The sequence below is a fragment of the Leisingera sp. ANG-Vp genome (assembly GCF_000813725.1).
Taxonomy (GTDB): Bacteria; Pseudomonadota; Alphaproteobacteria; order Rhodobacterales; family Rhodobacteraceae; genus Leisingera.
On record NZ_JWLD01000071.1, the window covers coordinates 23,804 to 45,631 of the forward strand.

Sequence of the window (21,828 nt, forward strand, 5' to 3'; positions counted from 1 at the left end):
GCTGCAATCCGTCTAGGAAAAGTTACCAAGCCATTGCTGCCAGACATCCTTGGCGCGGTCGGTGTAGGCCTTGTAGCGGTCCTTGCGGCCGCGGCGGCCGCCTTTGAGGCCGTCAACGGGGCGGAACAGGCCGAAGTTCACGTTCATCGGCTGAAAGGTCTTGGCTTCCGCGCCGCCGGTGATGTGATGGATCAAAGCGCCCATGGCGCTGTCCTGCGGCACTTCCGGCAGGTCCTGGCCCAGGATCTCGGCGGCGGCCATGCGGCCTGCGAGCAGTCCCATGGCTGCGCTTTCCACATAGCCTTCAACGCCGGTGATCTGGCCGGCAAAGCGGATGTGGGGCTTGGACTTCAGCCGCATCTGGCTGTCCAGCAGGGTGGGCGAGTTCAGGAAAGTGTTGCGGTGGATGCCGCCGAGGCGGGCAAAGCTGGCGTTTTCCAGACCGGGGATCATCTTGAACACCTCGGTCTGGGCGCCGTATTTCATCTTGGTCTGGAAGCCGACGATGTTGAACAGCGTCCCCAGTGCATTGTCGCGGCGCAGCTGCACCACGGCGTGGGCCTTGGTCTCGGGCTGATGCGGGTTGGTCAGGCCGACCGGCTTCATCGGCCCGTGGCGCAGGGTTTCGCGGCCGCGTTCGGCCATCACCTCGATCGGTAAGCAGCCGTCGAAATAGCCGGCTGTTTCGCCTTCGTGGAACTCGGTCTTGTCGGCAGCCAGCAGCGCGTCGATGAAGGCCTCGTACTGGTCCTTGGTCATCGGGCAGTTGAGATAGGCGGTACGCTCTTCCTCGGTCTCGCCCTTGTCATAGCGCGACTGCATCCAGGCCTGGGACATGTCGATGCTTTCAGCATAGACAATCGGGGCGATGGCATCGAAGAAGGCCAGCGCTTCGGCGCCGGTCTCTGCTTGAATGGCCTTGCCCAGCTCTGGCGAGGTCAGCGGGCCGGTGGCAAAGATCCAATGGCCGTCTTCGGGGAGCCCGGTGATTTCTTCGTAAGAGACTGAGACATTCGGATGCGCTTTCAGCTTGGCTGTCACCGTTTCGGCAAAGGGATCGCGGTCCACGGCGAGGGCGCCGCCGGCGGGCAGGCGGTGCTCATCCGCTGTGGTCATGATCAACCCGTTTGCGGCGCGCATTTCCCAATGCAGCAGGCCCACGGCGTTCTGCTCATCATCGTCCGAGCGGAAGGAGTTGGAGCAGACCATCTCGCCCAGGTTGCCGGTCTGGTGGGCAAAGGTTTCGACTTTGGGGCGCATTTCGTGGATCACCACCTGTACACCCATGTTTGCCGCCTGCCAGGCCGCTTCCGAGCCGGCCATGCCGCCGCCCACGATATGCAATGTCTTTGTCATGCCCCGCGACATAGGGCAGGGGGCGGGCCGGTGCAACAGATATGGAGGCCCAAGGCGGGCCACTATGCTGCCACATTTCCCGCATGAATGCAGTGGAGTGCTTAATCTGGGGGCCTGGAAGGGATATTTGGGGCCGCCGCTGCGGGAATGGTACACCGGAGAGAGAGATCCGGCTGGAGGGACCCTTCCGCAGCAGCAGCCCAAATTGTGCCAGCCGGTGATTGCTCGTCGGCTGTGCCCAATCTTTGCCATCTTTCCGCCCGAATTGAAAGCGGATCATTGGCTTCTTATGGAAACAGTTAGTGCGGATTAGTAAACAAAGCCTAAAATTTTCGGAGAATTCCATGTTTTGTGCTGGAATTCTCCGTCAGGCTCAGCTGTCCTGCCAGTCGGGCGCGCGTTTTTCGATAAAGGCGGCCATGCCTTCGATGGTGTCGCGGTACATCAGGTTCTCGACAATCACGCCGCTGGTATAGGCATAGGCCTGATCTATCGGCATCTGCAGCTGTTCATAGAATGCCTGTTTGCCGATCTTCACCGCGGCGCCGAGTTTGGAGGCGATGGTTTCAGCGAGTTTGGTGGTTTCTGCTTCCAGCTCCTCCAACGGTACAGCCCGGTTGGCCAGGCCAAGCTCGACGGCGCGGGCGGCGTCGACGAACTCGCCAGTAGTCAGCAGCTCAAACGCCTGCTTGCGGGGGATGTTGCGGGACAGCGCCACCATCGGGGTGGAGCAAAAGAGGCCGATGTTGACGCCGTTGACGCCAAACCTGGTGCCTTCCGCTGCTACGGCCAGATCGCAGGAAGCAACCAGCTGGCAGCCCGCCGCCGTGGCGATGCCGTGGACTTGGGCGATTACCGGCTGGGGCAGGGACTGCAGCCCGGTCATCACGCTGGTGCAGCGGGCAAACAGATCCTGAAAATAGGCCTTGCCGCCATCCTCGGCCGCTCGGCCTGCGGTCATCTGCTTGATATCATGGCCTGCGCAAAAACCTTTGCCGGTGCCGGACAGGATCACCACCTTGATGCTGCTGTCTTCGCGCAAAGCATCGATCTGCTCCTGCAGTGCGGCCAGCATCTCGTCCGACAAGGCGTTCAGCTTCTCCGGCGTGTTCATTGTCAGCCGGGCTATGCTTCCCGTGTCGCAACGTTCCAGAATTGCCATCTTGCTCTCCTATCAAGGGTTGCGGCAACTCTAGGCGGGGTTAGCGGAAAGGAAAAGCATGGCGCTGGCATTTGATGTCGCAGGGCTGACGGAGTACCTGCACGAGATCTTTCCCCAGGTGCGCGAGGATTTTTCCATCGACGCGATGGATGAGAGCGGTTTGCGGATGCGGCTGCTGACCGCTGAACGACACTTGCGGCCCGGCGGCACCGTGTCCGGCCCGTCGATGTTTACGCTGGCCGATTGCGCAATCTATGCGCTGATCCTGTCGCGGCTGGGGCGCGAGGCGCTGGCGGTGACCACCAACTGTTCGCTCGATTTCATGCGCAAACCGGTTGCGGGCGCCGATGTGATTGCCGAAGCGCGGCTGCTGAAGCTGGGCCGGGTTTTGGCGGTGGCCGATGTGCTGATGTATTCCGAAGGCCAGGCAGAGCCGGTGGCCCGCGCCTCGATGACCTATTCGATCCCGCCCAAGCGTTAGAGTGCGGTGGCAAAGGGCTGGCCGACCTTGACCAGGGTTTCCCGTCCCTTGGCGCTGTTTGCTACCAGATCGCCCGAGAAACGGATCTTGCCCGGTTCGAACACCACCACCACAGTGGAGCTGCCGAACTTGAAATAGCCCTTTTCGTCCATCTTCTGCACGTCGCCGGAGGTGCGGGTGTTGACGATGGAGCCGACACCGAAGGCGCCGACCTCGACAAAACAGTAGGTGCCGAAGGTTTCGGTCTCGATCAGTGTCCAGGACCGTTTGTTTTCGCCGAACACATCCGGGCCGGCCCCCAGCGCAATCGGGTTCACCGAATGCAAAGCGCCGTTGATGTCCCGGGCAGCAGTGATCCGGCCAGCGGCAGGGAAATGGTAGCGGTGGTAATCCGCCGGGCACAGCCGCACGATGGCCAGCGCGCCGCCGATAAAGCGCTCGGAAATGCCGGGCAGCATGGTGTTCAGCGACATCGGAAAGCCTTTGACCGGGACAAAGACATCCTCAGTGAGTTCCGGAAACACCAGAACCCGGCCGTCAGCCGGGGAGACAATGTCGCGCGGGTCTTCGCTGTAGGGGCGGGCCTCAGGCTTCAGGTTCCGCACAAAGAAGTCGTTGAAACAGGCGTAGCTTTCCGCCGGGGCGGTGGCCTCATCCATGTCGATGGACAGCTCGTCAATCACGGCGGAAATCTTGCCCTTGGAAAACCGCGAGCCGAACCAGGCGCCCATCAAGCGGCTGACGATCGCAGAGCGGAACAGCAGTTTTTCCACCGGCTTGGCGCTGGCGTTCTGATAGGCCCAGCGGATCCACTTCTCGCCCAGCACCACCTCTTCAAAGGTTTCGCCGGTGTCCCGGTCAACAACAAGGATCGGATCGCGCTGCATGGGGCCTGCCAGGTCTGATGAAACTTTCGCCGCGCCTAGCAAGATGCGGAGCCCGGGCCAAGGGGGAAATGCGCGGCAATCGTGGATAAGGGGCGCTGCCCCTCTTGGCCGTTGGCCAATTCACCCCGGGGTATTTGAGACCAGAAAGAAGCAGGGCCGGGGCGTCGCCTGAGTGTGGAAGAGCTTTGCAGAAGGCGGCCTGTGCGGGGGATGGCCAGGCCGCAAGCGTAAAGGCCGCGTAAATGAAAAAGGGGGCCACGGCCCCCTCAATCGGATGTTTCTTAGGGAAACAGCTTTTTCACGTAGTTCGGCAAGGCAAAGGCAGCCTTGTGGATCTCCGGGTTGTAGTAGCCGGTTTCGATCCCGGCAGCGGCAAAGCGCGCCTCGACGTCGGCGAGGCTCACGTTGCGGGCCTTGTCAGAGTGGCTGCCCCAGCCAAAGGCCATCGGCCCGCCGGCATAGGTCGGCACCGAAGCCAGATAGCAGGAGGCGTCCGAAAACAGCGCCTGGAACGCGCGCAGGGTTCCGGTCAGCTCGTCGCCCTGCATGAAGGGGACGCCGTTCTGGGTGACGATGATGCCGTCCTCGGTCAGCGAGCGCGCCGCGTGGCCATAGAAGGTGTCGGTGAACAGCACTTCGCCGGGGCCGATCGGATCGGTCGAATCCACGATGATGACATCGAATTTTTCGGTGTTCTCTTTCATGAAGAGCGCACCGTCGTTGATCACCAGGTTCAGGCGCGGATCGTCAAAGGCGCCGTCGCTCAGCATCGGCAGATACTCTTTCGAGAAATCCACCACACCGGCGTCGATTTCCACCATGGTGACATGCTCAACCGAGGTGTGGCGCAGCGCTTCGCGGGCCATGCCGCCGTCGCCGCCGCCGATGATCAGCACGCGCTTGGCATTGCCATGGGCGAGGATCGGCACATGGGTCAGCATCTCGTGGTAGATGAAGTTGTCGCCTTCGGTGGTCTGCACCACGTCGTCCAGGGTCAGGATGCGGCCGAACTGGCCGTTCTGGAACACTTTCAGGCGCTGATGCTCGGTGTTGCTGTCATAAAGCATCTCATCGACGCGCAGACGCTGGGCGTAATGCGCGTGCAGGCTCTCGGTGACCCAGTTATCGCTCATGCCGCCACCTCTTTGGCGATCAGCTCTTCACCGCGCAGCAGTTCCTTGACCTCGACCAGATCGGTGCCAAAAGCCTCTTTCAGCACGCCGATGGCTTTCCAGGGCTGCGCATCGCCGCACATGAAGACGTCAAAGGCGCCATAGCCGATTTCCGGCCAGGTGTGGACCGAGATGTGGCTTTCCGCCAGCACGGCCACGCCAGAGACGCCCTGGGGCGAAAACTTGTGGGTGTGGATGTGCAGCAGGGTGGCGCCGCAGACATCGACAATCTTGCGGAAGGCGTTCTGGATGCGCTCTTCGCAGTCCAGGCCGGTGCCCTTCATCACTTCGATGATCAGGTGGGTGCCGGCGAACACTTTTCCATCGCGGCGGATGAAATGGTCTTCGCGGTCGGAATCAACAACAGCATCGAGATTCGCGGCAGTTACACCGCGGGCGGTATCTTCCTCATGGGCGCCTGTCTCCAGACCGATCCCCAGTTGGAAGAGGTTGGCGTCTTTCATGACACTCCCCTTCGTTCCAGTAGATGACAATCCAGCCGGCCCTTAGCGCCCCCCCGGATAAGAGTCCGGGGTTGGGATCGGTACCGAAAGTGAGGGGCGTTTAGGCCGGGGGGGAGATTCGATCAACATTTATTTTTTGCATAGCCGGTAACCCGCGGAGGCCTGCATCCTGCGCGCCATAGGCCGGGCAAAAAAAAGGGCCGGGGCGAGCCCCGGCCGTCAGGTTGTTCTTTTGCCCAGGGGATCATGGGCGCCAGAACGGAAGAGTGGCTTCATAACGGGCGTCCTCGCGGCTAACCCCGATGTCCTTCAATTGCGCGTCGCTCAGATGTTTCAAATGGGTTCGTGTGCGCTGGCGCATGCTCCACTTGGTCACCAGCACTGCAAAGGAGACGGCCCATTGCGCCAGCACCGGCAGGGCCGGGCGGCTGATCAGAAAGGACATGTTCGAGTGTGCAATATGCGTGTGCTGTACCATAGTGGTTATCCTGTATTGTGTTGATACAATCCTGTTGATTTGTCGTGTTGTTTTGATACAAAGGGTTCAGCATGTTGTCCAAGGATGGATTGTAATGGGTACAATTTGGCCGCAAACCTTAGGTGAGACAAAAGGTCCCAAGTATAAAAAGGTGGCAGATACAATCCGGTCTGCCGTGGAAACAGGCAGTTTGAAAATTGGTACAAAGCTGCCGCCGGTTCGCGACCTCGCGTACCAGTTGGGTATCACGCCTGGAACTGTCGCCCGTGCCTACAGCATCCTGACCGATGAGGGCGTCCTGGAAGCCGAGGTCGGGCGCGGCACCTTTGTAGCTGAAAAGAAGACACCGGTGCCCGATGACGTTTGGTCGCGGGAGCTGCATTTGCTGGAAGCGCGCGACCCGGGCCATGTCAGCCTGTTCAGCCCGCGCATCGCCGATATGGGGCAGGTGGCGGCGGTTCGCGAGGCGATGCAAAAGGCGGCCGGGAGCGAGGCCGCCAAATTCCTCAACTATCCGACCCGCAATGCCTATCTGCCTGTGCGGCAGGCGGCAGCGGATTGGCTGGCGCAATCGCCGGTCGGCAAGATATCGGAAAACGATATTGTACTGACACACGGCGGCCAGAACGGGCTGATGGTGGTGCTGCAGGCAATCCTGCTGGGGCCGCAGCCGGTGATCATGGTTGAGGACCTCTCGTATGCCGGTTTTCGACGCGCCGCCGAACTGCTGCGTGCGCAAGTGGTCGAAGTGGCCATGGACGAGCAGGGTATCCGCCCCGACTCGATTGAGCTGGCAATCCGCAAGACCGGTGCCACGGTGCTGTGCACCAGCCCCGAAGTGCACAATCCGACCGGCAATTACACGCCTCTGGAGCGGCGCAAGCAGATTGTCGCCATTGCCCGGCGCCACGGGGTGCAGATTGTCGAGGATGACTGCTACCGGCTGGGCGAGGCGCGGGCGCCCAGCTACCGGGCGCTGGCGCCGGAGCTGGCCTGGCATGTGTCTTCAATCTCGAAACTGCTGACGCCTGCGCTGCGCGTCGGCTTTGCTTTGGCGCCAGAAGGGCGGGCGGCGGATCTGCGGCGGGTGGCGGAGTACGGCTACTTCGGCTTGGCGCAGCCGTTGGCAGAAATTGTGCGTATCCTGCTGACCGATCCGCGGCTGGCGGACCTTGTGGCGGCAGTTCGGGCCGAAATGGCGCGTTATGTGCGGGTGGCGGTCAATGCGCTTGGCGGGTTTGACCTGACTTGGAACCCGGACGTGCCTTTTGTCTGGCTGCGGCTGCCATCCGGCTGGCGCGCAGCTGCCTTTACCCGCGCGGCTGAGGCCAACGGCGTGCAGATCCGTTCAGCGGATGAATTTGCCCTGCGTGACGGCCGTGCACCGCACGCGGTGCGCATTGCCATCAACGCGCATGTGTCGCTGAAACGCTTCGAGGAGGCGATGCTGCGGCTGCGGGCGCTGCTGGACAACCCGCCGGAACAGATAAGCGTGTGAAACAGAAGAGGCCGCCTTGGCAGGCGGCCTCTTATTGGAGCTGAAAGAGATTACTAATCTTCCAGTTCAATCCACAGCGGAACTTCATTGGCGCCAAAGGACCAATTGTCCTTGCTTGCCGCAACGCCTGCAGTGACGGCGGCTGCAACCAGGCCGGCAATTGAGGCACCGCCGACAATCACGCCGTCCAGTGTGGGTTGTACCTTTGTCTCAGCTTCTTGCTCAGGTGTCCGGCAGTTCACACGGAGCGGCGTCGGCCGGCCCTTGAATTTTGGCAGGCGTACAACAGCAGGAGTGGTGAAAGATGCAGAAAACTCAGCTGAGTCCAAAGTGCAGGCAACGCCGGCGACCTCTGTCCGGTCATTGCTTACATTGGAACGGTTGATCCCAGAGAGCGCCAGTTGCTTCCTTTCTTCTGCATTCAATTCAAAGAAAAAGGTGCGCACAACCGGTTCAGTGTACCCGGTGACGCGGCTCGCGATGTGATCGGTCTTAAAAGCAACTGCGACTGGCGGCTGGTCCACAGGCGCATACTGCATGCAGCCGCTTGCCGCCAGGGCCAGCGGCAACAGGACAAGGGAGGAAAGTTTCAAATTGGGTACTCTCTGGTTGAATTTCTGCAGATGGATTAACGGTGCGATTGGTTTCAGGGCAAGCTGGTGCAAAAACAGGATAGAAAGTGTTGCTTTATTGGCTCGCTCCAGGCGGGAAGGCCGAATGGATGTGGGGTAATATATTACCTATTTCATAACCTATTGAATTCAAACATTTTATTATTGCCTTACTCTGTTGACCTGTCTTTTCGATCCCCGTAAACCCCCTCCATCGCATTCAGGCGCTTCCCGTTGGGGATTCTGCCTTCACGACAAACAGGATTGACCTGCCATGAAAACCTTCTCTGCTACTCCGGCAGACATCGAGAAGAAGTGGATCCTGATCGACGCCGAGGGCGTTGTTCTGGGCCGTCTTGCCTCGATCGTCGCCATGCGTCTGCGTGGCAAGCACAAAGCGTCCTTCACTCCGCATATGGACATGGGCGACAACGTCATCATCATCAACGCCGACAAGGTCCAGATGACCGGCAAGAAGCGCGATGAGCACTTCTACTGGCACACCGGCCACCCGGGCGGCATCAAGTCGCGCACCAAGCAGGAGATCCTGGAAGGTGCACACCCGGAGCGCGTTGTGACTCAGGCTGTCAAGCGCATGCTGCCGGGCAACCGCCTGTCGCGCCAGCAAATGACCAACCTGCGCGTTTACGCCGGTGCCGAGCACCCGCACGAAGCCCAGGCCCCTGAAGTTCTGGACGTCAAGTCCATGAACAAGAAAAACACCCGGAGCTGATATTGATGTCTGATCAGATCAACACTCTTGAAGAGCTCGCAGCTGCAACCGGTGTGGAAGCAGTGGCTGAAGAAACCATCGCGCGTGAGCCGGTTCGTGACGAACTGGGCCGTGCTTATGCCACCGGCAAGCGTAAAGACGCTGTTGCCCGCGTCTGGATCAAGCCGGGCTCCGGCAAGGTCGAAGTCAACGGCCGCGAAATCAACAAGTATTTCGCCCGCCCGGTGCTGCAGATGATCCTGCGCCAGCCGTTCCAGGTTGCCGGCGTCGAAGACCAGTTCGACGTTTACGCCACCGTCAAAGGCGGCGGCCTGTCCGGTCAGGCCGGTGCGGTCAAGCACGGCATCTCCAAAGCTCTGCAGCTGTTCGACCCGTCCCTGCGCGGCGCACTGAAAGCAGCCGGCTTCCTGACCCGCGACAGCCGCGTTGTGGAACGTAAGAAATACGGTAAGCGCAAAGCCCGCCGTTCGTTCCAGTTCTCGAAGCGCTGATTTCGGAACACAATTTTTCTGGAAGGGGCCTGCCGTTGGCAGGCCCTTTTCCTTTGCGGCCTGTGTCCTGTTGCGCCGATAAAGCCTGTTCAGCCAGCAGTCGAGCTGATCGATGGGCGGCAGAGCATTGCTGCCGATTAGGCCGCTTATTCAGGGGAAATCCCCGCCTGAGCGCGGGGCCGGACCAGCCTCTTTCCTGCGGCCCCGTTAACTTTTCGGAAAAATTGGCGTAAGATGGGCGGCACTGCATCCTGTGGGGGACTGCTGACATGCCGCAAACGATTTACGAGAAGTACGGCGGGTTCAGCGCCATCAGCCGCGTCGTGATGACATTTTATGAGATGGCGCTCGATTCAGATCAGATTGGCGATTACTTTGCCGATGTCGACATGCCGCGGCTGATCGACCATCAGACCAAGTTCATTTCCTCGCTGCTGGGCGGGCCGGCCTCTTTCAGCGACGAGAGGCTGGAGGCGGTGCACAGGGCCTTGGGCATTTCCCATGCGGACTTCGATGAAATGGGGGCGCTACTCAAGGAGGCGCTGATACAGCATGGTCTGTCAGATCCGGATGTCCGCACCACTCTTGGGGCAATCGAAGCCAAGCGCAACATCATCGTCACCCGGGACGCGGCATGAGCATCGCCGCCATCAACGAGCAGCTGCTGCGCGCAATTGGCGTGGGAGTGGCCGTTGTCCGCGCCTCTGATCTGGGTTTTGTGTTTCATAATCAGCCCTTCGCCGAATGGTTCGGCACTCCTGGTCCTGACGCCTCTCTGACAGATGCAATTGAAGGATTGAGTGCTGAGGACCTTGGCCCCTTATGCGAGGAGGGGCTGCGGTATTCGGCCGAACTGAAGATAAAGCGGAAGCGGCGCACGCTGGTCTTTGCGATCAATATCTCTCAGGCCAGCCACCGGGACGAGGCGCTGCTGGTGGTCGAATGCCAGAACATCACCCGCATCCGCGAGCTGGAGAGCATGATCGACAGCTATTCTGCCATGGTCGAGCGCAACACCCGTGAGCTGGAGCGCGAAAAAGAGCGGGTGGAGCGGCTGCTGCTCAACCTGATGCCGCGCTCGGTCTATGAAGAGTTCAAGACTTTCGGGGTGGTGACCCCGCAGCTTTATCCCACGGTTTCGGTGGTGATGCTGGACTTCGTGAACTTCACCGATTTTGCCTCGCGCACCGACCCGACGGTGACCCTGGGCGAGCTGAATGACATTTTCACCGCCTTCGACCGCATTGTCGAGCAATACGGCTGCGAGCGGATCAAGACCATCGGCGATGCTTACCTTGCGGTCTCAGGCATGCCCGAAGCCGCGCCGGATCACGCCACCGCCGTTGCTCATTGCGCAACCCGTTTCCTGCGCTACCTGGAGCGGCGCAACCAAAGCCATCAGCACAAATGGGAGGCCCGGATCGGGCTGGGAACCGGCTCTGCCGTCGGTTCTGTGGTCGGTATCCAGAAGTACGTCTATGACGTCTTCGGCCCCGCAGTGAACCTGGCGTCGCGTCTGCAAGTCTTTGCCAATCCGATGAAAATCGTGGCGCCGGAAGAGATGAAAGAGGCGCTGTCCGAGGAATTCCGCGTTACCGACATCGGCCCGGAGGACATCAAGGGCATCGGCGAAGTGCATCTGGTCAACGTCGGCGATGAACTCAGCGCGCCGCAGCCTGCGACCCGGTTCTAGCTGCGTGCGTCAGTTGTCGGGTGCAATCAGCCCCAGGCCGCGCAGGTAAATCCCGATGCCGCTCTCAAGTAAATCCTCGGGCGGGAAGGGGGAGGCAGCCCCCGGAGAATTCCGTGCATAAAGCTCCACCACCCCATGGCTCATCGCCAGCACATGGGCCGAGAACATCGAGGCGGGCGGGCGTTTATCCTCGGGGATATGCTGGCTGAGGTCGGCCGCGGCGCGTTCCAGGATCGCCCGGGCGCGGGCTGCTGCGTCGGCCAGTTCCGGTGTGCGGTTCACGGAAATGCCGCTTTCGAACATGGCGATGTAATGGCCGGGATGCTTGCGGGCAAAGGCCAGATAGGCGCGCCCGGTTGCCTCAAAGGCCGCCAGCGCCGAAGGCTGGTACTTGTCATAGGCGTGCTGCATCAGGTCGGCGAACATCACGTATCCCTGGCGCGAGGCCTCGGCGATCAGGTCTTCCCGCCCTTCGAAGTGGCGGTAGACAGCCGCCGGTGTGACGCCCGCCGTCTTGGCCGCTTCCGACAGTGTAAAGCCGGTCGGCCCCTTGGCCTCGATCAGCTGCAGGGCCGCCTCGACCAGCGCCTGGCGCAGATTGCCGTGATGATAACCGCGTTTAGGCATCCCAGATGTCCGGGCCTCCGCAAACTTCCGGATCCAGGGCGCCGATGGCCTTGGGATCCTTGTTCTTGTATTCAATGCTGCTCAGCACCTGGCGGATCGCCATCAGCCGCGCCCGCCTTTTGTCATCCGAGCGCACCAGGGTCCAGGGGGCCTCAGGCGAATGGCTGCGTTCCAGCGTCTCGGAAATGGCGGCGGAATAGGCGTCCCATTTCTCCAGCCCCTTCACGTCAATGCTGCTCAGCTTCCACTGCTTCAGCGGATCGGATTCGCGGGCCAGGAACCGCCGCAGCTGCTCGGCCCGGCCGACGTTCAGCCAGAACTTGAACAGCTGCACACCGTCCTCCACCAAAGCCCGCTCATACCCGTTGACCTGATGAAAGAACCGCTCCCGCTGCGCGTCGGTGCAGAAGCCGAATACTTTCTCGACCACGCCGCGGTTGTACCAGCTACGGTCGAAAAAGACGATCTCGCCGCCCGCAGGCAGGTGCTGGGTGTAGCGCTGGAAATACCATTGGCTTTGCTCGGCCTCAGTGGGTTTCGAAAGGGCCACCACCCGCGCGCCGCGCGGGTTCAGGTTTTCCCGGAAGCGTTTGATGGTGCCGCCCTTGCCGGCTGCATCGCGGCCTTCGAACACGATGGCAATTCGGGCGCCGCTGTCCTTGACCCAGGCCTGCAGCTTAACCAGCTCGACCTGCAGCGCTTCCAGTTCTTTTTCGTATTTCTTGCGTGCCATCCGCTCCTGGTGGGGATAGCTGCGTGAGAGGATTTCATCCTTGTCCGCGCCCGCAATAGCCTTGCGGACCGCTTCCGGCGCGCCGGTTTCAAAAAACCGGCTGATGGCCCCGTCAAATGGCAGCGGCATGTGTAAAACCCTTCTGTCCTCAATCCCTTATATGGGGAATGAGTATGGGATGTGAATCACCTTAACGCAAATTTGCGCGGACCGCGGCGCGGCGGACCGCGGCGGCTACATCATCGGTTGCCACGTGGTGCGGCATATGGCCGATGCCCTCCAGCAGGGTGACATTTGCGGTTTCAATGTTGCGCGCCAGGCCTTCCGCATGAAGTTCCGGGCTGACCAAATCGTCTGCACTGCCATGGATCACCTCCAGCGGCACCCTGATTTCGGGATAGCGTGGAGACAGGGCAATGACCTCTTCCAGCAGATTGGCGCGCTGACGGGCATTGGCCCGCATCGAGCTGCGGCGCAGTGTCAGGCCCGTTCCAAAGTGCGCGGCATAACCCTCCGGAGCTGGCTGCGGGGCAAAGACATCTTGCAGGGAGCTCTCAACTTTTGCGCGCGGTACAAAGGCCGTCAGCAGCGGCACCGCCAGGGCGCTGCCCGCACGGGAGGACGTGACCCGGTAAAGCGGATCCAGCGGCGTGGTCCAGGGGTAGGCTACCCCTGACACCGTCACGAGCGCCGAGAGGCTGCCGGGATGATCCACCGCCCAGGCGAGCGCGACTGCACCGCCATAGCTTTGCCCCAGCACGATCGGTTTTTCCGCCCCCATTTGACCGGCGGCCTGTTGCAGCACTTCGGCTTGGCGGCGGATGCTGTCCCCGCCGCCGAGCGGGCTGGAGTACCCCAGCCCGGGGCGGTCAAAGATCAGAATCCGGTAGTCGTCTGCCAGCGCCGGCGCCAGCCGGAACGTCATGTCCCGGATGTTGCCGCTGGAGCCGTGGATCAGCACCAGATCCGGAGCGCTGCCCTGCGGCTGGCCCATCTCGACCGCATGGACCTGGTGGCCGCCCACCTGAAGGAACCTGCCTTGCGGCGGATAGGCGGCCTCAGCCCGGGCCTCATTGACAGATGCCTTCCAAAGAGTGCCGCCCCAGGCCAGGGCGGCCAGAACAAGCAGGGAAGCACTTATTGCCACGGCTTTCTTCAGGCGCGCAGGTCCGTCATCTCGACGCCGATCCGGTTGATGTCGTAGGGCGTGGTTTCATAGATCTCGCTGATCCAGTTGGTGTACAGAAGATGCGCATGGCTGCGCCAGCGGTTCAGCGGCTGGCGGCTGGGATCGTCGTCCGGATAGTAGTTGCCCGGCACGTTGATCGGAGTGCCATTGGCCACGTCGCGGTCGTACTCCTGCTTCAGCGTATCGTTGTCGTATTCGAAGTGGTTGAAGATATAGAGCGCCCGGTGCGCCGGGTCCTCAACCAGGCAGGGGCCGACCTCGTCGCTGCCCAGAAGCGTTGTCAGCCCGGGGGCGGCGTCGATTTCATCCTGCTTCATCTCGGTCCAGCGGCTGACCGGGATCACGAAATCATCCGAGAATCCGCGCAGATACGGAGAAGCCGGCGCCAGGTTCTGGTGCCGGAAACAGCCGAACGCCTTGTGGTCCAGCATGTGTTTCTTCACGCCATGGAAATGGTTGATCATCGCCATGCCGCCCCAGCAGACGCCAAAGGTGGAATGCACGTTGGTCTGGGTCCAGTCCATCACCTCGCGCAGTTCGTCCCAATAGGTCACATCGGTGAACTCAAGATGCTCGATCGGGGCGCCGGTGATGATCAGCCCGTCGAACTTCTCGTGCTTCACCTCCTGGAAAGGGCGGTAGAACTCGGCCATATGCGCAGCCGCAGTGTTCTTGGTGCGGTGCTCGCTCATCCGGATCAGGTTCAGGTCGATCTGCAACGGCGTGGCGCCGATCAGCCGGGCAAACTGGTTCTCGGTCTGGATCTTCTTGGGCATCAGATTGAGCAGCCCGATGCGGATCGGCCGGATATCCTGACGTGCCGCCTGATCCGGCGACATGACCATCACGCCTTCGTTCTTCAGAACGTCATAGGCGGGAAGGTCTGCGGGGATCTTGATGGGCATGTCAATGTCCTGATTTGCGGATGGTTGTACGATATAGCGGAAGCCGACAGATAAGCGTCTTAGCCCCGGGCCTCAAGGGCGTTGGCGATCAAATCCACGAAACCAGCCTCGTTCTTGACGGCTGAGATCTGGTCGGCGGTGACGGTGACGCCCCAATTGTCCGCCATCGCCTGATAGCGCGGCTGGCGGTGCGCCAGCGCCTGGGCATAGGTCCAGCGGATAAAGGCGTCGGGGTCCACATCCCCTTCATCTATCCCGTTTTCCTGAAGATACTCTTGCCAGACCCGGTCCAGGAACTCGGGCTGATAGGACATCGGCTTGGGGGCGCGGTCAAAGCGGCGCACCAGCTCCTCGGTATGGGCCTCGCTGCCCTTGATCCAGACCATCAGCGTGTGTTTGCTGAGCTCGGACAGGATCTGGTCCTCGGGGTCATTTGCATCAACCCATTCGCAGATCGAGCCGCCGGTGTCGCAGATGAAATTCGGATAGCCATAGAGCTGCTGGGCGCGGCCCTCGAAATACTCAGTGTCCAAAAGCGCGCGGATTTCGGCAATCCGGAACTGTTCCTGCCGGTGCTTGTATTCGGCAATCGGCAGCCCGCCCTTGGCCTCGTCGCCCGGCTTGCCCAGATAAGAGGCGACCGGAGTCAGGTTCTCAAAGGTGATATTGGAGCCGATATAGATCGAATCCGACAGCAAGAGCTCGCGCAGGAACGGCACTTTCATCGCTTCGGCTTTGGCGTTGTCGGCGATGTATTCGCCCATGTAGCGGGTGCCGATGCGGTAATCGATCGAGTAATGGAACCAGCTGCCGGCACCGCGCAGGATGTTGCTGACATAGGTTTTGCCAAGCCCGGACATGCCAAAGAACAGCACCCGTTTGTTGGGCGCATCGCGCCAGTCCTGTGCGGAAGAGTAGAGCATGAGATCCAAGTCCATGAAGGTTTCACGCCTTGCTAATCACCTGCGCGGGCTTGGTCAATTGCGAGGTCAGTTCCGTGCGCGTTTGCGCCGCAACAAGGGTTTGCCATTGAGGATCACCAGCCCGGCGGCCAGCAGGGCAAAACCGGCATAAGCCTGCGGCTTCAGCTCTTCCCCCAGCACCCAGGCGCCCAGCACGATGGCCACAGGCGGGATGATCAGTGTGACCAGCATCAGGTTGCCGCTGCCCGCCAGCGCCAGCACCCGGTAGTAAAGCAGATAGGCGCCGGCAGTGGCGATCAGGGAGAAATAGGCGATGGAGATCCAGGTGCCGGTTTCCAGGCTAAAGGAGACAGGCCCGTCTATCAGCAGCGCGGCCGGAACCAGGCACACAGTCGAGCCTGTCAGCATTCCCGCCGCTGCCACTTGCGGCGCCAGGCCGGACAGTTTCAGCCGCGCCCAGGCGCTGGCGAATGCATAGGAGACGGTGCCCGCAAGCACCGCCAGCTGCGCGGTGCTGCGGATGTCGAAATTGGCAAATTGCTCGAGCCCGATGGCAGTGGCGACGCCCAGGAAGCCCAAGCCAACTCCCAGCGCCTTGCGCGCTGTCAGCCGCTCGTCGGCAAAAAACAGGGCGGCAACGATAACGCCGAAAATGGCCGTGGCCGCATTCAGGATCGAGGTGAGGCCGGTCTCAATGTGAAGCTGGCCCCAGGCCATCAGTCCGAACGGGATCACATTGTTCAAGAGCCCCATAACCAGGAACGCGCCCCAGATACGCGGCTCTTTTGGAACCGGCAGCTGCATTGCCAGAACGGCGGCCCAGAGGAACAGGGCGGCCCAGCCGCAGCGGTGCAGCACCAGGGTCACAACAGGAATTTCATCCAGGGCAATGCGGATCGACAGGAACGATCCGCCCCAGATCACGCCGAGCAGGATCAGCTCGGCCCAGGCACGGGGGGATATGGTCTTTTGCGGGCTCATGGGGATCAGCTAGCGCGGCCCCGGCAGGCAAGCGACCCGTTTCTTGCGGCAAAAGAAAACCCCGCCCGGTTAGGGGCGGGGTTGATGCGCGCACAGAGCCGCTGGTTCAGAAGTGATAACCCACTTTAAGACCGAAGCCGACAGACGTGTTGTCACCAAACTGCGAAGTGGCGAGCGGCGACCGGTTGACAACCGTTTGAGCGCTGCCGACACGAGTGACGTTCACGCCGCCGGAGATTGACATGTTGCCCTGCTTGTACTTGGCGCCAATGGTCAGCCCAAGGCGGCCGTCCTGCGGGCTGAGATTGGATTGGAACCCGCCTAGGGTTTCTTCGTAGCTGACCGAAACGGACCCCGACCAGTTCTCATTGAACTTGCGGCCGACACCTAGAGTGTAAGTATAGCGGTCGTCGGCAAAAGACACCAAGGGTGCGCCGATCAAGGTGCCGGTATAGAACGTGGGCGAAATGTTGAAGTTGGACCATTCCACCCAACGCACGCCGCCGAAAAGAAGTGTATCCTTGGCGATCCCGGTCTGGAAATCCAGATTCAGGGCTTGCGGCGTGTTGATGGCGGTAGGCGTGGTCAGGCCTGCAGGCAGGCCGCCGCCTGTTTCCACTGTATTCAGATCGTGGTCGACTTCTGAGAAATAGGTCAACGCGATCCGCATTGCGATATCCGGGCGCTCATAGGCAACACCTACCAGGTAACCGAATCCTTCATCCTGGTCGCCTGTCGCCGCATAGTTTCCAAATACGGGAATTGAGACCTCGGCCTCCATCGTTTGCAGCCGGACACCACCGTAAACGCTGAAATTCTGATTGAACTTATAGCGCAGAATTGCGGAGATCGCGTTGGAATTCAGCTCGGCGGTAGCACCCTGGAATACGTATCCGGTTCCCGCGGGGTATTCCACGTCAGCGCCGAAAGGCTGATCGAAAATCAGTGCAAAGCTCAACTGATCATTGATGTCGCGCTTGTAGGCTGCGCCAAGCTGCAAGTGCGCCCCGACCATGTCACCGGATCCCACACCCAGCGCTGTCCCTGAGACATCCGGGCTGACGTGGCCAATCGAAAACTCTGCGTAGGTGCCTTCTTCAAACAGCGCGCCGAGCGTCTGTCCGGACCGGTCGACGCCGCCGGCCATTGCAACACCCGGCAGCAGCGCCAGCGCCATGGGCGCAGCGTGGATCTTCTTCATCTGTTCCTCCCTGTAGGAAAGCCTTTCCGGCTTTTTGTTCTGAGACCGTAACCGGCGGAATTTCGGCAAATCAATGCTAACGAAACGGAAACCAGCCGGAATCGGTCAATCTTGAGCGGTTTTCACAGGTTTCTTTGCAACTATGTTGATATAATTTGCAATGCAAATGATTGCGGCTCCGCTCAGAACCCAAGCATCCAATGCTTCGCCGTAGATCAGCATGCCTAGAACCGCGATGGCGGGCAGGCGGGCAAAGTCGACCGGCACGACCACGCTGGCGGGGGCCAGCGACAACGCGGTGGTCAGGCAGAAATGAGCGGTCAGCCCGGCAATGCCGATCAGCACCAGCCAGGGCAGGGTCACCGCATCCGGCAGGGCCATGTCACCGTCCCAGCCGGCCGCCAGCAGGCCCATCACCAGCTGCATGGCGGTCAGCCAGAATAAGATCGACGCAATATCCTCGTGCCGGGTCAGGCGCTTGGTCAGGATCGCCGTCAGCGCAAAGAAAATGGCGCAGGCTGCCGCAGCAGCAAGGCCCGGGCTCAGCGTGTCGGGGCTTGGCCGTGCGACAATCAGGATGCCGGCAAAACCCAGCAGAACTGCCAGCATCCGCCGCCGGGTCAGCACTTCGCCCAGCAGCAGCGGTGACAGGATGATCACCCACAGAGGGGATGTGAACTCAAGTGCAAAGACCTGGGCCAGCGGCACCAGGGTAACCGCCAGAAACCAAAGGTTCTGGCCGGTGAAATGAAACATGTTGCGCAGCAGATGCACGCCCAGCCGGTTCCGGCGTACCTGATGCCATCTGCCGGTTGCGCTCAGCACTGCCAGCACGATCAGCAGCCCCACCAGGCTGCGGTACGCCATGATTTCAAAAGTATCGAGCGTCAGCCCGGCCTCGCGGCCGGCAATGGCCATCGCCGAGAAAGAGGCAATAGCGCCAGTCATCCAGAGCGCAGCCCGTGTTGTGTTCGTCATCAGTGCAGCCAGCCGTCATCTTGCAGGTTCAACGGGGCCGCTGCGCTCCAGGCAACGGCTCTGAACAGGTTGAACCAGACAGCGGCGGTCTCCCGCAAGAGGATATTGAACCCGGGTCTGCCGGTTTCCGGATTCCGGCGCACCTTTTCCGAGGCTGCCAGGTGCAGCCGGTTTGCCCCGGCCCAGCGGAACGAAGCCCAGGACCGCGGCAGGTGGAAGGCTTCGGTCACAAGGATAAGATCCGTCTGCTGCGGCAGCAGCGGCAGGGTAAACAGCGCATTCTGCAAAGTGGACTGAGATCTGTTTTCAGAGATCATCGCAGCTTTCGGGACACCAAGGCTGACAGCCAGCGCTGCCATCTGCTCTCCGGCTGACGGACCGCCCGGAGCTGCGGTGCCGCCGGTAAAGGCGACAAGCGGCGCACGGTCCGCATGATACAGCTCTGCGCATTTGGCCACCCGCTGGCGTGTTGCCGTATGCAGGGTCCCATCTGCGGACATACCGCCGCCCAGGCAGATGATTGCATTAGCCCGGGGCAGCTCCGAGGCTTGTCTTTCAGGCCAAAGAAAAGTCCATAACAGCACGGCACCAAAAGTAAAAAGCCCAGTGGATGCAAACCACTGGGCAATTTTTTTGATGCGCCGGATCATTCCCACTCGATGGTGCCCGGAGGCTTCGAGGTGATGTCATAGGTGCAGCGGTTGATGCCTTTCACCTCATTGATGATCCTTGTGGCGGTCTCGCCCAGAAACTCATGGCTGAACGGATAGTAATCCGCGGTCATGCCATCAACGGATGTCACGGCGCGCAGGGCGCAGGCGTAGTCATAGGTGCGCCCGTCGCCCATCACGCCGACAGTGCGGACCGGCAGGATCGCCACGAAGGCCTGCCAGATCTCGTCATAGAGCCCGTGCTTGCGGATCTGGTCGATATAGATCGCATCCGCCTCGCGCAGGATCTCCAGCTTTTCGCGGGTGATCTCGCCGGGGCAGCGGATCGCCAGGCCCGGTCCGGGGAAGGGATGGCGGCCGATGAAGCTTTGCGGCAGGCCCAGTTCACGGCCCAGGGCGCGGACCTCGTCCTTGAACAGCTCGCGCAGCGGCTCGACCAGTTTCAGGCCCATCTTCTCCGGCAGGCCGCCCACGTTGTGGTGCGACTTGATGGTGACGGAAGGACCGCCCGAGAAGGATACGGATTCGATCACATCCGGATACAGGGTGCCCTGCGCCAGGAACTCGGCGCCGTCGATGGTATCGGCGTGCTTCTGGAACACGTCGATGAACAGCTTGCCGATGATCTTGCGCTTGGTTTCCGGGTCGGATTGGCCGTCCAGCTCGCCCAGGAACAGATCGCTTTCATCTGCGTGGATCAGCTGGATGTTGTAATTGTCGCGGAACATCGAGACGACTTCTTCCGCCTCGTTCTTGCGCAGCAGGCCGTGGTCGACGAACACACACGTCAGCTGATCGCCGATCGCTTCGTGGATCAGGATCGCTGCGACGGAAGAGTCGACGCCGCCGGACAGACCGCAGATCACCTTCTTGTCGCCGACCTGCTCGCGGATCTTCTCGATCATCTGCTCGCGGTAGGCGCCCATGGTCCAGTCGCCTTCGAAACCCGCCAGATTGACGAAGTTCTCATAGAGCTTGGCGCCATTGGGGGTGTGATGGACTTCCGGGTGGAACTGCACGGCGTAAAAGTTGCGGGAGACATCGGCGGTGATGGCAAAAGGCGCGTTGGGGGAGGGGCCGTAAACCTCGAACCCCGGGGCGATTTCACTGACGTGGTCGCCATGCGACATCCAGACCTGCTCACGGTCGGCATCGTCGGCGAACCAGCCGTCCAGCAGCTCCAGCCGCTCGACCGTCGGGGTCACAAAGGCACGGCCGAATTCGGCGGTGCCGTGGCCGCTTTCGACCTTGCCGCCCAGCTGGTGCATCATCACCTGCTGGCCGTAGCAAATGCCCAGGATCGGCACGCCGAGATCAAAGATCTCCTGCGGCGCGCGCGGCGAGCCTTCACGGGTCACACTGTCCGGCCCGCCCGAGAAGATCACCGCTTTGGGCGCCATCTTGCGCACAAAGTCCATGGTGACGTTCTGATAGGGGTGGATTTCGCAATAGACGTTCAGCTCGCGCAGGCGGCGCGCAATCAGCTGCGTGACCTGGCTGCCAAAGTCGATGATGAGAAGGCGGTCATGGGATGTCTCTGTCATGCTTGGCTCATAGGGCCTGCGCTCATTGGTGGCAAGAGGTCATGGCAGCAGTAGCGCGCAAAGAACACCCTAGTAGTCGCCTAAGACGGGAACAGCGCTAAGTTCAACACTGTTTTCGCGATTGCCCGGGAGAGAGACATGCCGGCAGAAACAGGATTTGGAATTAACAAGCGTCAGAAGCTGTACAAAGACCGGCACCCGGTAGTGCATCATAAAGGGTCGGCAAAGCGGCCCAAGTGCGGTTGCGGTTCCTGGCTGAACCATTGGCTTGTGTATACGGGAAACTATTCTGCAAAATGCGTCTATATGGGGTGTTCTTCGGATGCCGAGGATGGTGCCCATGTGCGTTTTGTGCGCAAGAAGTCACCGTCCAGCAGCACATATGTTCCTTATGGGGCTTCATTTATTGTGCCCATGTGCGGATTGCATAACCGGTCCAGGTTCACCAATCCGTTCTTCATTCACAAAGATCGCTGGATGATAGATGATACTGCTCGGGACTTGTGCGAAACAGCGACCTACCGTCTGAACAGACAGAACTACTTCTATATGCAGGTAAAAAAAGGCAACGGCAAACCTAAGTGCGGGTGTCGGAGCTATCTTCGCCACTATCAGCTGGCTTCTGGCAGCAGCCGGCGCAGATGCGCTGCAATGGGATGTTCCAAACCGGCTGTCATGGCCGGACCAATGAAGTCTCTGGACAAGCGCACAGACTATGACCGCTGGGTGGCGCCGCTGTGCCGCAAGCACGGTCAGCCAGGTGCGGAAATCTACATCAAAAGAAAGGCCGAAGTGGTCAGCCCGAGGAAATGCGACGATTGCGGGCAGTAGAAATCCGGGCGGTCTTCCAGGCACATGCCTGGTGAATTGGGGGAAATTGCTCCGTGAATGTCGCTTTTCAACTTGAATGGCCGTTATCCTGCGGCGCGCAAAGCCGGGAGGCCGGTAGAAACTCATGCCATGAATTGCCCTTGGTGAGGAAACAAGAATGACCGAAGCAGCACCGCGCCGTCGCGCCCGGGGTGGCGGCGGCGCCGCCCGCCGCGCTGA

The 21,828-nt window shown here is 60.7% G+C and carries 24 protein-coding genes; 7 read left to right on the forward strand and 17 right to left on the reverse strand.

The features are described 5' to 3' along the window. Positions 1 to 12: 12 nt before the first annotated feature. Both trmFO and RA20_RS20480 read right to left on the reverse strand, forming a co-directional pair. Complete coding sequence (trmFO, locus tag RA20_RS20475) at positions 13 to 1,356, reverse strand: methylenetetrahydrofolate--tRNA-(uracil(54)-C(5))-methyltransferase (FADH(2)-oxidizing) TrmFO (protein ID WP_039133123.1); 1,344 nt, start codon at positions 1,354 to 1,356, stop codon at positions 13 to 15. A gap of 373 nt (positions 1,357 to 1,729) precedes the next feature. Continuing rightward, positions 1,730 to 2,518, reverse strand: coding sequence for an enoyl-CoA hydratase (locus RA20_RS20480; protein ID WP_039133048.1), 789 nt, complete (start codon positions 2,516 to 2,518; stop codon positions 1,730 to 1,732). A 58-nt stretch (positions 2,519 to 2,576) separates the two neighbouring features. On the opposite strand from RA20_RS20480, the gene RA20_RS20485 reads away from it, so the two are divergent. Continuing rightward, positions 2,577 to 2,999, forward strand: a complete 423-nt coding sequence (locus RA20_RS20485) for a PaaI family thioesterase (protein WP_039133056.1) — start codon at positions 2,577 to 2,579, stop codon at positions 2,997 to 2,999. On the opposite strand, the gene asd is transcribed toward RA20_RS20485, so the two are convergent. The 4 genes from asd to RA20_RS20505 all read right to left on the reverse strand — a co-directional run bounded on the left by asd (position 2,996) and on the right by RA20_RS20505 (position 6,000). Beyond that, a complete protein-coding gene (gene asd, locus RA20_RS20490; RefSeq protein ID WP_039133058.1) occupies positions 2,996 to 3,886 on the reverse strand; it encodes an archaetidylserine decarboxylase in 891 nt (296 codons plus the stop codon). The genes RA20_RS20485 and asd overlap by 4 nt on opposite strands. 281 nt (positions 3,887 to 4,167) lie before the next feature. Beyond that, on the reverse strand, positions 4,168 to 5,019 hold the full coding sequence (speE, locus tag RA20_RS20495) for a polyamine aminopropyltransferase (RefSeq protein WP_039133061.1): 852 nt from the start codon (positions 5,017 to 5,019) through the stop codon (positions 4,168 to 4,170). Then, complete coding sequence (gene speD, locus RA20_RS20500; protein WP_039133064.1) at positions 5,016 to 5,522, reverse strand: adenosylmethionine decarboxylase; 507 nt, start codon at positions 5,520 to 5,522, stop codon at positions 5,016 to 5,018. Before speD ends, speE begins: the two co-directional genes overlap by 4 nt. A 244-nt stretch (positions 5,523 to 5,766) precedes the next feature. Continuing rightward, positions 5,767 to 6,000 carry a DUF1127 domain-containing protein gene (locus RA20_RS20505; RefSeq protein ID WP_039133069.1) on the reverse strand — a complete coding sequence of 78 codons (234 nt, stop codon included), beginning with the start codon at positions 5,998 to 6,000 and terminating at the stop codon, positions 5,767 to 5,769. 94 nt (positions 6,001 to 6,094) lie between these two features. Between RA20_RS20505 and RA20_RS20510 the strand changes: the two genes are divergently transcribed. Further along, complete coding sequence (locus RA20_RS20510) at positions 6,095 to 7,498, forward strand: aminotransferase-like domain-containing protein (RefSeq protein WP_039133072.1); 1,404 nt, start codon at positions 6,095 to 6,097, stop codon at positions 7,496 to 7,498. Between the two features lie 53 nt (positions 7,499 to 7,551). On the opposite strand, the gene RA20_RS20515 is transcribed toward RA20_RS20510, so the two are convergent. Continuing rightward, positions 7,552 to 8,091: a hypothetical protein gene (locus RA20_RS20515; RefSeq protein WP_039133074.1), complete on the reverse strand. Its 540-nt coding sequence runs from the start codon at positions 8,089 to 8,091 to the stop codon at positions 7,552 to 7,554. Positions 8,092 to 8,383: 292 nt separating this feature from the next. Between RA20_RS20515 and rplM the strand changes: the two genes are divergently transcribed. From rplM to RA20_RS20535, 4 genes are all read left to right on the forward strand, one after another. Beyond that, a complete protein-coding gene (gene rplM, locus RA20_RS20520) occupies positions 8,384 to 8,842 on the forward strand; it encodes a 50S ribosomal protein L13 (protein ID WP_039133077.1) in 459 nt (152 codons plus the stop codon). A 5-nt stretch (positions 8,843 to 8,847) separates the two neighbouring features. Next, complete coding sequence (gene rpsI, locus RA20_RS20525) at positions 8,848 to 9,333, forward strand: 30S ribosomal protein S9 (protein ID WP_039133080.1); 486 nt, start codon at positions 8,848 to 8,850, stop codon at positions 9,331 to 9,333. Positions 9,334 to 9,602: 269 nt separating this feature from the next. Further along, a complete protein-coding gene (locus tag RA20_RS20530; RefSeq protein ID WP_039133084.1) occupies positions 9,603 to 9,971 on the forward strand; it encodes a group I truncated hemoglobin in 369 nt (122 codons plus the stop codon). Next, positions 9,968 to 11,026 (forward strand): adenylate/guanylate cyclase domain-containing protein, encoded by a 1,059-nt coding sequence (locus RA20_RS20535; protein WP_039133087.1) that lies wholly within the window; start codon positions 9,968 to 9,970, stop codon positions 11,024 to 11,026. The genes RA20_RS20530 and RA20_RS20535 overlap by 4 nt, the downstream gene beginning before the upstream one ends. Positions 11,027 to 11,035: 9 nt before the next feature. Here the strand turns inward: RA20_RS20535 and RA20_RS20540 are convergent, their stop codons facing one another. From RA20_RS20540 to guaA, 10 genes are all read right to left on the reverse strand, one after another. Continuing rightward, a complete protein-coding gene (locus RA20_RS20540; protein ID WP_039133090.1) occupies positions 11,036 to 11,653 on the reverse strand; it encodes a TetR/AcrR family transcriptional regulator in 618 nt (205 codons plus the stop codon). After that, the gene (ppk2, locus tag RA20_RS20545) at positions 11,646 to 12,515 is read right to left on the reverse strand and encodes a polyphosphate kinase 2 (protein ID WP_039133093.1); all 870 of its coding nucleotides are present in this window, start codon (positions 12,513 to 12,515) and stop codon (positions 11,646 to 11,648) included. Before ppk2 ends, RA20_RS20540 begins: the two co-directional genes overlap by 8 nt. Positions 12,516 to 12,576: 61 nt before the next feature. After that, a complete protein-coding gene (locus RA20_RS20550; protein ID WP_039133126.1) occupies positions 12,577 to 13,527 on the reverse strand; it encodes an alpha/beta fold hydrolase in 951 nt (316 codons plus the stop codon). 14 nt (positions 13,528 to 13,541) lie between these two features. Next, on the reverse strand, positions 13,542 to 14,480 hold the full coding sequence (gene metA / locus RA20_RS20555) for a homoserine O-acetyltransferase MetA (protein ID WP_039133096.1): 939 nt from the start codon (positions 14,478 to 14,480) through the stop codon (positions 13,542 to 13,544). A 59-nt stretch (positions 14,481 to 14,539) separates the two neighbouring features. After that, positions 14,540 to 15,403, reverse strand: coding sequence for an ATPase (locus RA20_RS20560; protein ID WP_039133128.1), 864 nt, complete (start codon positions 15,401 to 15,403; stop codon positions 14,540 to 14,542). Positions 15,404 to 15,469: 66 nt separating this feature from the next. Beyond that, the gene (locus tag RA20_RS20565) at positions 15,470 to 16,384 is read right to left on the reverse strand and encodes a DMT family transporter (protein ID WP_039133099.1); all 915 of its coding nucleotides are present in this window, start codon (positions 16,382 to 16,384) and stop codon (positions 15,470 to 15,472) included. Positions 16,385 to 16,490: 106 nt separating this feature from the next. Further along, entirely contained in the window at positions 16,491 to 17,585 is a 1,095-nt protein-coding gene (locus RA20_RS20570) for an OmpP1/FadL family transporter (RefSeq protein ID WP_039133108.1), read from the reverse strand. A 105-nt stretch (positions 17,586 to 17,690) separates the two neighbouring features. Next, on the reverse strand, positions 17,691 to 18,563 hold the full coding sequence (locus RA20_RS20575) for a DMT family transporter (protein WP_039133109.1): 873 nt from the start codon (positions 18,561 to 18,563) through the stop codon (positions 17,691 to 17,693). Then, on the reverse strand, positions 18,563 to 19,213 hold the full coding sequence (locus tag RA20_RS20580) for a YdcF family protein (RefSeq protein ID WP_152618574.1): 651 nt from the start codon (positions 19,211 to 19,213) through the stop codon (positions 18,563 to 18,565). The genes RA20_RS20575 and RA20_RS20580 overlap by 1 nt, the downstream gene beginning before the upstream one ends. Continuing rightward, on the reverse strand, positions 19,210 to 20,778 hold the full coding sequence (gene guaA, locus RA20_RS20585; protein WP_039133114.1) for a glutamine-hydrolyzing GMP synthase: 1,569 nt from the start codon (positions 20,776 to 20,778) through the stop codon (positions 19,210 to 19,212). The genes RA20_RS20580 and guaA overlap by 4 nt, the downstream gene beginning before the upstream one ends. Positions 20,779 to 20,916: 138 nt before the next feature. Between guaA and RA20_RS25550 the strand changes: the two genes are divergently transcribed. Next, entirely contained in the window at positions 20,917 to 21,609 is a 693-nt protein-coding gene (locus RA20_RS25550; RefSeq protein ID WP_152618575.1) for a hypothetical protein, read from the forward strand. Positions 21,610 to 21,828: the final 219 nt, after the last annotated feature.